Source organism: Desulfonauticus submarinus, from assembly GCF_900104045.1.
GTDB lineage: Bacteria > Desulfobacterota > Desulfovibrionia > Desulfovibrionales > Desulfonatronovibrionaceae > Desulfonauticus > Desulfonauticus submarinus.
This window is the reverse complement of the sequence record NZ_FNIN01000002.1, coordinates 119,877-132,947: the sequence shown is the minus strand read 5'-3', so window position 1 is coordinate 132,947 and position 13,071 is coordinate 119,877. Positions and strand designations below refer to the sequence as shown.

Genomic DNA, 13,071 nt, shown 5'->3' with positions numbered 1-13,071 from the left:
AAGAAAATGAAAGATCATTTTAATGATATAGAGCAATATATGTTGCTTATGACTCTTCAAGGTAAATACAATAAAATTGTATCTACTTTTCAGCAAAAAGTAAAAAGTTTGTCTCCCTTTAGTTATTATTTATTAGGTAATGCTTTTTTCAAGTTACATAAATATGAAGAAGCTATTATATATTGGAATAAATCGTATTTTTTGTCTGAAGGAAAAATATGGTTTGCTAAAAAAAGAGCTTTTCAATTGGAAAAATATTTTCACTTAGTTACAGGAGAAAAATTATTGTTTGAAAAAGAACCAAAAGTCCATGTTTTAATACTTACTAATAATAGAAAGGATTATTTGGTAGAGACAATAAAGTGTTTAAATCAGACAGAATATGACAACTGCGAGGTTTTTATTTTAGACAATGGTAGTATAGATGGGACAAAGGATTTACTTTCTGATATTTTGTCTAATGGTCTATTTAAAAAGAAATTTAATTTTTTTATTCACTCTTTACCCACTAATATTGGTAGGCCTGCAGGTCATAATTTTATGTTAACATACTGGGATCACTCGGAAGCAGATTTTATAGCGATTCTTGATGATGATGTGTTGGATTTTCCCCCAAATTGGCTTAAATTATTTTTAAATTCTTTTACTTATTCTAAGAATGTGGCAGCTGTTGGATCAAAAACATTGTCTGTGTCAGGGAAGATACAAGATGCCTTTCCTATTATTTTAGAAAATGTTTTAGAAGATGATAGCAAGATTGGTTTTTTTACTCATAGAGATGAAGTTGATTTTGGACAATATGATCTTATAAATAATATTTGTGATTATGTAACAGGATGTTTTTCTGTTTTTAAAAAAAGTATATTTGATAATGTTGGATTATTTGATATTATGTTTTCTCCTTCTCAATATGTAGATATTGATCATGGTATTAGAATGAGACTAGCTGGTTACGATTTGTTATATAATGGGAATATATATACTATTCATGCTCAATTAACACATGAAGAAAGAAAAGTGAGCAAAGTCGCTAGAGGAAATCAGCTTGGGAATTCTGTTAAATTGGCTAATAAATATGGATATGATACGTTTAAAAAAATAATAACAGATAGAAAACAACGGGAAAGTATTTTTTTATTAAGTTAATAGGCTAATAAATTTATAAAAAAATTTTACATCATTACCTATAACATTTCCAAATTTAGCATAATCTTCTCTACCTTTGATTCCTGAATTTTGATAATGAACTATAGAGACGAGTCCGCAATATTTTATCCTATATCCTTTTAATTTTAATTCAATATCATGAGCGATATCGTCCATTTGAGAAGGAGAGAATCTTATATCAAAGTAAGGCACTTTTTTTAAGGCAGATGTTTTTAAAAGGTGGCAACACCCCATAACATTCCAAGTCTCTCGTACAAAATCATATACATTGTTATCGAATTGATTATTGGGAGCATCTAGAGAGATACGTAATAAATCTTTTCTTATAATAGAAAAGTTTCGATATAGATATTGCAAACGAGAAGGTTTTTGAGGGAATAATATTTTCCCACCGACAACAGCTGTTTTTTGATCTTGTTCTGCTACGTTAAGAAAATTAATTAGCCAATTTTTTGACAAAGTGATGTCATCATCTAAAAAAGCTATATAGTCGCATTTCCATGTATCTTCTTGGGCAATGAGCCAATTTCTAGCTGCTGGAGCTCCAATATTGATAGGTAATTCTATTGTTTTTATAGTATTAAATTTTTTTAGTATTTCTTTTGAATTGTCAGTACATCCATTTAATAAAACAGTAATTTGTGAATTTCCTATATCTGTGTTTAAAAGTGATTTTAGGGTTTTTAATAAAAATTTTTCTTTGTTATAGGTATATAAATAAATATTAACTTTTTTAGATATCAATAGTTCTTTGTTTAAAGGTAAGGGGGATTCTAGCTGTTTTAAACGCAGTTTTACAGGTATTTGTAGTTTATCTAATTTCAAAGATTTTTTATAACAAGAAATAGCTTGCTCTAATTTTCCACATTTAACTAGAATTTCTGCTGCTAGATTTAAAGTATTTTCTTTTAAATTGAGATCGTTATAAATATTGTTCCAGAGTTTATATGCTTCTTCAATTATATTAAGTTTAGCATAATGTTCAAATAGGTAGATTTTCCATAATAATGATAATTCTTGGGGACATTTAAAATAATTTATCCATTGTCCTGGAGCAATACCTTTTAAATAATCTAATAAGAGAGCCTTTTGAGCTAAAAGTATATTGTCAGGATTATCTTTGATTAATGTGTGAAGAATATGGCGACTTTTTTCGTTATTTGTTTTTACAATATCATTTATTTTATCTATAATTTTATTTTTAGCGTATTTTCTTATAATAGATATTCTTTTTCTAATCCATTCTTGGGGATCTATCTGAATTAATAGTGAAAGAACATTAAGATCAAAAGGATCTAATTGAATATACTTGTTTAAAAGATATTTAAGAAATGACAGGGCTTCTTTATCTTGCAGTATTTCTTTATCTTGTACTATTCTGTTTATATAACATGCAGTAACACTAGGGTCCAAAAGAAAATTGTTAAGATGATTTTTTAAATGGGAAATAACTTCTTTTAAATTTATATAATGTAGTTCTTCTGGAAGACCGCTACTGACGAACTGATAGTGATATTGATTTTGCATAATAATCCTTTTCTTGACGCTTTTTATTAAACTTTGTAATTTTTATAATCAAAAATAAGAAGGTGCTTATGTTATTTACACCCCGACAACATCTGTTGTTTTTTGGTAGTTTACCTTTAGATTACTCTTTTTGGTTTGCTAAGCAAATTTTAGACCAAAATAATTCTAATATTTCTTTAGCTTTTTTAGTATTAGCTCAGAATTTAGTAAAAAATCCATTTGATAAAACACATTTTCAAACGGTTGAGTCTTTGTTAGGTAAAGTAGCTATTGATCATGGATATAAAGGCTGGCTAATAGAGAATAAAGAGCAGATAAAAAAATTTTGGGGTTTGACAACAGATAAGATTCTATCTTTATTAGAAGCTACGAAAAATGACCCAGCAGTTCTTAAAAGAATATTTTTTGAAAACAATCATCCTCATATAAGATGGCATATTTTATTTAGGATCTGGAGATTAGGCGATGCAGATTTATTAAAGAATTTAGGGCAAATATTTGCTAAAGAGTGTGATTATTTTAGAGTTCTTTGGAATTGGATTAAATTTAGATTGGATTTAGATATTGATATAACTTTAGAAAAAAGAAACAGAACATATTTAGATTATAACTTATTGGCAGAAATTTTTTTTAAACAAGGAGAAGTAGAAGAGGCTGTTAAATATTGGTTATTATCTCTTAAATTTGATCCTTCTCAGATTTATTTAATTTATCGTATTTATGAATCCTTTCAAATTTCTAATTTACCCAATGTAAATGATTATAATATACATATTGTTCTCTATACTTATAATAAACTAGACACTACTTTTAGAACCCTAAATTCTTTATTAAATTCTGATATTGGTAATTCAAAAATAACCCTTTTAAATAACGGATCCACAAAATTTTCTCCTTCTATATTGGAAGATAAAATAAAGCAACTAGATGGTTTTAATAAGATTAATTTGATTCATTTGCCTGTTAATATAGGAGCTCCTGCAGCCAGAAATTGGCTTTGGAATTTGCCAGATAGCCAAGAGGCTGATTTTGTGGTTTTTTTAGATGATGATGTCTTATTGCCTCACGAGTGGTTAAAATTTTACATACAAGATTTTTTAAATTTTCCTGATATTGTTGTAGTAGGCCCTAAAGTTGTAAATCCGAATGGCTTGCGGACTATTCAATATGTTTTTAGATATTTCCAAGAAATAGGAAGATATAAAATTCGGTTTACAGCAAATAGTCCAGAACAAATAGATTGGGGACAATATGATTATAGACGACCGTGTCTTTCAGTAATGGGCTGTTGTCATATGTTTGATGTAAGAAGATGGAAACAAAAACAAATTCCTTGGTTTGATGTTAGATTTTCACCTTCTCAGGTTGATGATCTTGAACATGATTTGCAAATATGGCTCCAGGGAGGAGAGGTTTTATATGACGGTAGGGTAGAAGTTATGCATCTACAAGATGCTGGCAAAAATGCAATTAAGGATAGGGCATCTTGGGCTCATGTATGGGGAAATCATATGAAGATGGAAGCTAAGTTTAATGAAAAAGAATTGAGTGTGATTAATACTAGAGTAGTAGAAGAAGAAAAAAAATATTTTAGAAAGATTTTTAAAGAGATTAGAGATATTTTACCTTTTAATGCTGTAGATTTCGTATCTTTCCTTATGAAACAAAAGATTTAACTAAATTATACTTTTGGAAAAAATCTTTTTCTAAATTGTATTTGTTTTGTCTACGAATAAGATTCAATTCTTGTATTGAATACTTGTTCTCAAGTTTATAAAGATTTGCTTGGGAGTTGGCAATCTGGGGTGTATAAATATTACTTTCTTTTCCACTTCTACACATGTGTTTTACTTTTAAATGGCCTGTATAAATTACTTGTTTGCCCTGCAAGCAGATTCTTAAATCGTGATCTACATCATCAAATTGTGATGGAGAAAAACGCAAGTCAAAATCTCCGATTTTTTCTAATTGTTTTCTAGAAAATAGATGACAACAGCCAGTGACAGTACAGCATGGTCTTATATAATCATAATTTGATTCTAGCTCTGTAGAAATAGTGGAAGAGATATTTAATATTCTATGTTGGGTATTAATTTGTTGAGGAGATAAAAGGTGTAAGTCAGCGTGTTGGATCATAAATGGATTATCTCCCTCTACTACTTTACATCCCCACACCCCAGCTTCTGGGTATTGCTTTACAGCTGTTCCAAATATTTTCAGAAAATCAGAAGGGATCAAAGCATCATCGTCTAAATATATGACCCAGTCCATCTTTTTTACATCTTTGTCATGCATTAGCCAGTTTCTAGCTGCAGGAGCCCCTATATTAACAGGGAGTTCAATAATTTTTAGTTTGTCATTCCATATTTTCTTATATTTTAAAGCAATACTTTTGCTGCTGTCTGTGCATCCATTTAAAAGAAGAAATATTTTACAGTTTTTTAATTTTGCTTTAGTTAAGCTTCGAAGTGTGTTGTCTAAGTCATTAGATTTGTTAAAAGTATAGAGTAATATTCCTGTTTGTCCTGGGAGGTAGTTTTTTTCTATATCAAGACCTTTTAGAATATCGTATAACATTAACCAATATGATATCTGCCAGCGATAATGAACGAGGCCTTTTTTTAGATAGTAGAGCACTTTTTCTTGATTATCTGGATAACTTGTTAATTTTTCCAATTTAGCTAATAAGAAATAATAGCTATAAAAATTTTTTTTTATAAGTTTGGTGTAGAGCTTAGAAGCAGATGTTTTATCTTGTCTAAATAAATATAAATAATGTGCCCGAATTGATTCAAGGATGATACTAAGTTCATGAGGCCAGGGTAAGGATAAGATATATTCTATTATTTCTTGATCCAACTCGTAGAAGCCTAATTTTAGAGCATAGGTTCGCCAGAATAGATTATCTTCCTGGGATATATTTTTTTTTAAGAAGGATTTGATTTTAGAAATATTCTTGCTGAGCCAAATATTTAAAAATATATCTTTATTTTGGGGTTCTTGATATAAAGTAGAAATTTGTTTTATTAATTTTAAATGACTTTGAGGAATAATTTGAACTTGTTTATTTAATTCCCATAAATAACTGGCTACTTCTCCATTATATGGTTCTCTCTCCCAAATATATTTAAGAATTTCTATTATTAAGTTATATGATTCTAGGTTTATATTTATTTTTTGGGTTAAAAAATAATTAAGTAAGTTTTGATATAGGAAAATAGTACTGGAGCTATTAATTAATAAAGTTTGTTGAAGTTCAAAATTTAATTTTGACCATATAGAAATACTATCAAAATATTTTTTTACCATCGATATGTTTTTTCCTTTATGTTTTTTAGCATAAAATCAGCCCATTCTACTCCTTGCATTACAGAGTGATCCATATTGCCTACTTCATACTTCCATCCACCAAATCTTCCTCTAGAAAATATCTGGTGAGCTTCTAGAAAAGAATGAATAGTTTTTAATGCCTGATCGCGTTCTAAGCAAGGGATAGGATAACCATATTCGGCTTTAAATTCCCAGATACTTATAATTTTGTTTTTTTGTTTGGGAGTCATAAGAGAAGATTGTATAAGCCCTTTAATTGTTTGTTCTGAAATAAGAGATAAATTTTCTTTTTTATAATCTGAGTAAGAGGTCTCAGCCATGAAAGCGGTTTGTAAACCAGGTCGAGGTGTGTTATTTGGGGAATAATTATGAAAATTAGTTACTCTATAAAAAGGGCAATTATTTTCTGGAAAATACATCCAACATTTATCATTTTTTTTAAGATGATTTATTCCTATACCTGTAATAAAAACACTATTGTGCTTTAATTTTGAGGCAGCTTCCATAATATTAGGCATATTAGTAGGCTTTATAGTTTCAAGCACTAACTGATCTAAAGGAGAGGTATTTAGTATAAACTCATATTTAAACTTTGTCCCGTCCAGACAGGTAATTTTTTTTCTATTGATATCTATGGAAATAATTTTCTTATTGTATAAGATATTATTGTTTATTTTATTAGCAAGGCGCCTAAAGATTTCTCCAGTACCTCCTACTAGAGGGAATTTAAATAGATTATTGGGTCCCCAAGATACATCGTCTTGTTCCAATATAATATTTTTTAGAATCCGTTTTAAATTTATTACACTTACACGTTCTCCTATCCATTGAAAATTCATTTTTTCTAAAGGCGTTGCCCATACTTTAAAATTATATGGCAATAAAAATAAAGAAGCTATTCCTTCTCCAAAGGTGCTGAGAATCCATTCTTTAAAGTTTGTTGGTAGTATGGAGGGCTTATCCAAAATACCTTCAATGCATTTCCATCTGAGATGTGGGGGCAGATAACGAATATTATTTTGAAATGGATAGGGTATCCAAGTATTTTCTAAACGGATAAAGGCTTTTCTTTGATGAGATAGAAAATCTTTACTCAGAAGTTTTTCTAGCAAGTTGTCAAAATATTTGTAGTGAGAAAAAATTACATGCCCTCCAATATCCCAGGTGAATCCTTTTTTATCTCTAAAACTCGCAGAAAGACCACCGGGATAAGAATTTTTTTCCAAAATGAGAAAATTGTTTTCTCCTAATTCTTTGAGTCTATAGCCAGCCCCTAAACCTGTTGGCCCTGCTCCTATGATGAGATATTTAATTTGTTTCATAGTAAATAGCAGTTTGAAGTTTTTTTAAGATAGTTGTAAAATTTGGTCCTAATCTTTTTCTTAAATAAGTATTTTTTTGTAATTTTGCTTTATTTAAAAAATTACCTATTGTTTTAGCAGTAGCGTGATAAAAGTGTTTTGCTTCTATTTCTTGATCCACTATAACTGGCCATCCTTGTAAGTAGGTTCGCAAAGAGAGCCAAATATCTACTCCATATCCATATAGATTATTATCGCAATCTAGACCATTTATATTTTTATAGCATTTTAAATTTATAGCAGGAGCTATGCCATCTATATAACTAACTTTTATAAAGCCTTTTTCTTTTTGTCTGCTCATTTGTGGGTGATATGGATTAAAGCTAAAACTTGGGGAATATATGCCTACTTTTCCAAGTTTTTTTTCTAAATAAGCTATTCTTGTTTGTACTTTAGTCAAAATAGGCCCTTTAGAGGTAAAGATAAGGTCATTATTTAAAAACCAAAGATAATCATAATGTTTATTGAGAAAAAAGTCTAAACAAAATTCCAAAGCTCCTGCCCAATATAAATTTTTAGGAAGTCTTTTCCAACTTTTGTGGTATGGCTTAGGAGCATTATTGTCTAATACAAATAAGTTTTGGACTATTTGGGGATCGTCCTTTAAAAGTTGATGATGAAGAGCTTTAGTTATTTTTGGCTCTCCATAATGTAAAATAACGGTTGCTATTTTTAAAGTAGTTGGTTTAAACATTTTTAAATAAAGATTTGGTTTTGAAATTTTTAGCAAAAATAATGCCTAAGTAATGAACGAGAGGATAAAATGAAGTTTTATTTTTTTATTCCTTCATTAAGACGAGTAAGCGGAGGGGTGATTGTTTTATACAGATTAGCTTATTTTTTTAAACAGGCAGGATATGAAGTCTATGCTGTGCATAGAGGTGCTAGAGGATGGCGCCCATGGTGGGCAAAAGATATTTTGTCTGTAGTTTGGGATAGAGTGAAATTACACAAAAAAGATTTTTGGATTGTTCCAGAAGGTTGGTTTAATGCTTTATTACCTGGATTACAATCTAATGCTAAAACAATAGTTTATTGTCAAAATTGGGCTTATTTATTTTCTGCTTTACCTTCAAATTGTAAATGGCAGGATTTGGATGTGGACTTTTGGGCTGTGTCCCAGCCAGTGGCATGGTTTATCGAACATACTTTAGGAATAAAGACCCCGATCTTACGACCAGGCATTGATTTAAATTTATTTAATTTTAATTTTAAAAAAAATCAAAAAGAAATAAATATTTGTTATATGCCTCGTAAAAATAGTGCATTGGCAAGGCAGGTAATACAAATTTTTAACCAAATTATACAAAAGAAAGGAATATCGCATAAAATAAACTTTTTAAAAATTGAAAATCTGTCTCAGGAAGATGTTGCCAAGGTGTTTGCTAAAGCACATATTTTTCTAAACACAGGATTTCCAGAAGGATGTCCATTGCCACCTTTAGAGGCTATGGCTAGTGGATGTTTGGTTGTGGGGTTTACAGGATTTGGAGGATGGGATTATATGCGGCAAATTATTCCTGATAAGTATATCCCTTCTTTTCCTCTCCGCTCTGTTGCCTGGCAGGGAAATGGTTTTTTTTCTGCTGATGGTGATGTGATGGATGTTGTACTTAATTTAGAGCTAGCCGTTCAGTGGATTTTAGAAAAAGATCAAAAGGTAAATAAAGTTTTAGAAAATGCATATAAAACTGCGTGTGCCTATTCGCTTGATATTCAAAAGGAGAGTTTTTTAAATAATTTTATTAAAAAGTTAATATCTAATGATTCAGTTTAATAACATATAATTTTAAAGGTTAAATGTTCAGAGGTAAAAATACACTTTAATAATTTATAGAATATCTTTTTAGCCAGTTTAAAAGCAATGGTTCTAGAGTAGGTTCTTTTTTTAGCAATTTTTTTACATATTCTTTACCTTTTTCTTTAATTTGTGTAGATTGGATTTTTAGTTTATTTTGTAATGTAGATATTTCATGTATTATTTGAATATTATTTTGTTTTTGTGCAAATAAAGAGAGCCACGGAAGAATTTTTTCTTCTGGATAAAAAGATAGAGCAAAATAACATAAGTCTATGCCTTCTTGGAATTTATTTTTTTTAATATAGAAAGTAACTAGTTTTTTATACCCTTCCCACAAATATGGTTCATTAAAAATTATTTTTTTTATTTTCTCTATACTTTGTGGGATTTCTTTTTCTTGAGAATCAGAGGTTATAAATAGCTTCAAATATTTTGTTATTTTAACTTTATAGCCATCTTGAAGGTAAAATTTCCAAGCATCTGGCTTAAAAATATGTTCACAACGTTTAGTTAGTAAATATGCGTTATAATTATCGTGTTTATTTCGGTCTTGAGATTGGCTTTCAAGATGATAGATAACACTGTTGGGTATAACAGTTAGTTTGTGGCTGTTTTGAATAATGCGAGCACAGAGGTCTATATCTTCACTTCCATTTTTATACTTTTCAAAAAATCCATTTAGTTGCCAGAAAAGTTTTTTAGGGATTAAAAAGGCAGCACCTGTAATTGCTTGAAAGTAGCGTTTTTTTTGAACTACATAATGATTTTTAGGAAATTGGGAATAAAGATGAAATACTTTGTTTCTTAGAGAAAAAACAACTCCTAGATGTTGGACAGTATTGTTAGGATAAAGTAGTAAAGGCCCAATTGCTCCAAGACTAGGATCTTGGGTAAATGCTTTAAGTAAAGGTTCTAACCAGTTAGGAGTTAATATTGTGTCATTATTTAAAAAAAATAAAAAATCACTCTTAGCTATTTTTGCTCCTAAATTACAAGCAGGACCGAAGTTAATATTTTTAGATAAGCGGATGTATTTAAAATGTTTGCCAAAAAGATTTAGTCCAAAATGTTTAGCCATAGTAGGGGTTTTATCAGTAGAGCCGTTATCTATTACAATTACTTCATAGATCTCACGGGGAGTGTGTTCAGCTAAGCTAACTAGACAGTTTTTAGTGAGTTCCCATTTATTAAGGACAGGGATAATAATAGAGACTTTATACTTTAAAGACATTGTAATGTTTTTAGGTGATTATGTGCCCATTGGGGCCAGTCTATAAATTGCTTACCTTTTATACTAAGATAAAAAGCATGTAAATATAAAGGTGTTTTTTTAGGAAAGCAGGCAAATTTATTATCACCTATTATGGGATAGCCTTCTAGTGCAAGTTGAGCACGTATTTGTCTTGTTCGGCCAGTTAAAAGAGATACTTCTAAAAAAGATTGCTTTTCAGTGATAATAATTGGTTTTATAATGCAAACACTTTTTTTACCTTTTTGGGGATTGTTTTGGATAATTCCCTTTTTAGGTTTGTACAGATAATGGGTAATTTTTTTTTCGCGGTTATAAGGCCATTTCCCTTGGACTTTAACAAGATATTTTTTGGTAATGTTGGACCAATTTTGTTGAAGTAGTCTTAATTTGGAAAAAGTTTTGGCTAAAAGTAAAAGCCCTGAGGTTTGTTTATCAAGCCTGTGAACCGGTGTTGGAATAAATGTGTTATCTTGATATTTAACAGAGATGATGTCCATAAGAGAAAACAGAGTTTTGCTTCCTTTATGTACAGCCAAGCCACTTGGTTTGCTAATTAATAGTATTTCATTATCTTCATAAATAATGGGAATAACATTCTTAGATAACGTTTGCTTTGTTTCTTTTATTTTACATAGTGAGATGAGCTGGAATGGAAGAGCTTTATTATAATAAGATTGATTAGGATCTATTTTAAATGGAGGTATGCGAATTTTATCTTCAACTTTTAATTTATAAAAAGCCGAACATCTCTTACCATTTACTCTAATTTGTCCTGTCCTCAACAGGCGCATTAATCCTGAATAAGGAATTTTTGTTTTCTGTTTAAGGAAAGAAATAAGTTTTTGCCCTTCTGAACTGTGGTCTATTTTAATTAATTGAACAGAACTAAGCATTTTTTAGCTTAAAGCTTTTAACTATGTTTGTTAAGAGGACAAATTTATTTTTTTTGAGTAGATTGCAGAGTATAACTTAAGATAATAGTCTTTTTGTGTTTAAGTCCTGTTGCTCCAGGATGGGAATTTACACATACCACTAACTCTTTTTTATTATCTCCATTTAAATCATAAAGACCATAATCCACAATTGTACCTTTGATGCGTCTAGTTTTCCAAAGAAGGTTTAAACCAATACCATCCCAAAATAAACAGTGAATTTCCCCTTGGGGAAAGTTTCTATATCTAGAGAAAAATTGAGAAGATAAAGAAATAGGCCTACTTACAATTAGTTCAAACTTATTATCTTGGTCCAGGTTTACAGGTAGCAATCTACCTGAGATATAATACATATTAGGATCAATATCTTTTGGAGTGCCTAGGCCAGACATAGTTTCGTAATAAGGAAATCCTATAGAAGTCGCAGCATATATTTCTTCTGTTTTTGCAAGTAAACTATTTGTTGGAGTATAGATGTAAAGGTGATCATTGTGGTTGACAATAATTTTATAGTCTTTTTCTTGAGGTAGATAAGTAAAGTTAAATACTGTTGCATAAGGAGGTAAAGAGAGTTTTCTTAATTTTTGATATTTACCTTTTATTTTTATCAACTCATAAACACTATCAGGGTCAAAGAGTCGACCATGGCCAAAAGATTGACCTATAAGTGTTTTTTGGAATTCTGGAGGGGTACGTACGATGTTTAGAAAAAAAGGAATTTTATTTTGAAGAATTTGAAATTTATTTTCTTTAAATTCAAGGATAAAAGAACGAATAAAATTATCTTGTTTGGCAGATACGATAATTTCCTGGAATCCATCTCTATTTAAATCAGCGATATTTATATTTAGACATTGATAACTCGGAGGAGTTTTATATGTTGCAAGAGGTTTTAATAGCCCTTTTACTAACCGATAGGCGTGTATTTTTTGATGCTCTAAGATAAATATTTCGGTTTTGCCATCTTGATTGGCATCTCCTGCTACCATACCTACAGAAGCAAAAGGAAGACTTTGGCTTCTCCATTTGTTAGGGTTGTTGGCATTGCCCGCAAATTTAAATTCTGGATTTAGGTAAAAAGAAGATTTAGGAGAAGTTTCATTGTAAACAAATTCAGAGTTAATGGGACCTTTTGTCTGTTTAGGTTGAGAAGATGCTTGTTGCTGTTTTGGTCTATTAAATACTTGATTATTAATGGTTTTAGCTACTTTTTCTAAGGCTGGGATGAGATTATCTAGGGTTGTTTGAATACTTTGAGGAAAGGATTTATTAGCACTAACTGTTTGAATGTCTAGGCTGCATTGGTTGCCCATAATAGTAATTGTTCCATAAACTAGATAGTCCACCCCAATTTGTTGGGCGAGTTTGATAGCATCTTGTTTATTTTTGGGTTGTTTATTTATGGAATCTTCTTTGGGTTCTAGATGATTGGGCCAACTAAGTCTGGTAGTGAGCATTGTTTTTGCACCTTGCGCGAGATAGAGATATTTTTGAGGACCTAAGATTTTAAAAGGTAAAACTAAAAATGTTTTAGGATTACTTGCAGTTGCATTTAAGGTAGTAATAAAAAAGAGAAGTATAAGGGCTAAAGAGATTTTTTTTAGCATTGTGTTTAAAGCTCCTTGAAAATTTTTATAAATTCCCTTTTGACATAAATAGTTTGCCTGCATAAGTAAATAGTTTTTATCGAGCTGAGATAAA

The 13,071-nt window shown here is 30.1% G+C and carries 10 protein-coding genes; 3 read left to right on the top strand and 7 right to left on the bottom strand.

Going from position 1 to position 13,071, the window contains the following annotated elements; genetic code table 11:
* Nucleotides 1-6: 6 nt before the first annotated feature.
* Nucleotides 7-1,146: a glycosyltransferase gene (locus BLP60_RS03135; RefSeq protein ID WP_092063280.1), complete on the top strand. Its 1,140-nt coding sequence runs from the start codon at nt 7-9 to the stop codon at nt 1,144-1,146.
* On the opposite strand, the gene BLP60_RS03130 is transcribed toward BLP60_RS03135, so the two are convergent.
* Complete coding sequence (locus tag BLP60_RS03130; RefSeq protein ID WP_092063277.1) at nt 1,138-2,694, bottom strand: glycosyltransferase; 1,557 nt, start codon at nt 2,692-2,694, stop codon at nt 1,138-1,140. The genes BLP60_RS03135 and BLP60_RS03130 overlap by 9 nt on opposite strands.
* A gap of 68 nt (nt 2,695-2,762) precedes the next feature.
* Between BLP60_RS03130 and BLP60_RS03125 the strand changes: the two genes are divergently transcribed.
* A complete protein-coding gene (locus BLP60_RS03125) occupies nt 2,763-4,370 on the top strand; it encodes a glycosyltransferase (protein ID WP_092063274.1) in 1,608 nt (535 codons plus the stop codon).
* Here the strand turns inward: BLP60_RS03125 and BLP60_RS03120 are convergent.
* From BLP60_RS03120 to BLP60_RS03110, 3 genes are read right to left on the bottom strand one after another with little or no spacing between them, the layout of a single operon-like run.
* On the bottom strand, nt 4,351-6,003 hold the full coding sequence (locus BLP60_RS03120; protein WP_092063271.1) for a glycosyltransferase family 2 protein: 1,653 nt from the start codon (nt 6,001-6,003) through the stop codon (nt 4,351-4,353). The two genes, BLP60_RS03125 and BLP60_RS03120, sit on opposite strands and share 20 nt — an antisense overlap.
* Nucleotides 5,997-7,346 carry a protoporphyrinogen/coproporphyrinogen oxidase gene (locus BLP60_RS03115; protein WP_092063268.1) on the bottom strand — a complete coding sequence of 450 codons (1,350 nt, stop codon included), beginning with the start codon at nt 7,344-7,346 and terminating at the stop codon, nt 5,997-5,999. Before BLP60_RS03115 ends, BLP60_RS03120 begins: the two co-directional genes overlap by 7 nt.
* The gene (locus BLP60_RS03110; protein ID WP_092063265.1) at nt 7,333-8,115 is read right to left on the bottom strand and encodes a glycosyltransferase family protein; all 783 of its coding nucleotides are present in this window, start codon (nt 8,113-8,115) and stop codon (nt 7,333-7,335) included. The genes BLP60_RS03115 and BLP60_RS03110 overlap by 14 nt, the downstream gene beginning before the upstream one ends.
* A gap of 33 nt (nt 8,116-8,148) precedes the next feature.
* Between BLP60_RS03110 and BLP60_RS03105 the strand changes: the two genes are divergently transcribed.
* Nucleotides 8,149-9,162, top strand: coding sequence for a glycosyltransferase family 4 protein (locus BLP60_RS03105; RefSeq protein WP_092063263.1), 1,014 nt, complete (start codon nt 8,149-8,151; stop codon nt 9,160-9,162).
* Nucleotides 9,163-9,208: 46 nt separating this feature from the next.
* Here BLP60_RS03105 and BLP60_RS03100 read toward each other — a convergent pair whose 3' ends face one another.
* From BLP60_RS03100 to BLP60_RS03090, 3 genes are read right to left on the bottom strand one after another with little or no spacing between them, the layout of a single operon-like run.
* Nucleotides 9,209-10,417: a glycosyltransferase family 2 protein gene (locus tag BLP60_RS03100; protein ID WP_092063260.1), complete on the bottom strand. Its 1,209-nt coding sequence runs from the start codon at nt 10,415-10,417 to the stop codon at nt 9,209-9,211.
* The gene (locus BLP60_RS03095; RefSeq protein ID WP_092063257.1) at nt 10,408-11,331 is read right to left on the bottom strand and encodes an RluA family pseudouridine synthase; all 924 of its coding nucleotides are present in this window, start codon (nt 11,329-11,331) and stop codon (nt 10,408-10,410) included. The genes BLP60_RS03100 and BLP60_RS03095 overlap by 10 nt, the downstream gene beginning before the upstream one ends.
* Nucleotides 11,332-11,375: 44 nt before the next feature.
* Complete coding sequence (locus tag BLP60_RS03090; protein ID WP_159427678.1) at nt 11,376-12,977, bottom strand: FG-GAP repeat domain-containing protein; 1,602 nt, start codon at nt 12,975-12,977, stop codon at nt 11,376-11,378.
* Nucleotides 12,978-13,071 lie beyond the last annotated feature (94 nt).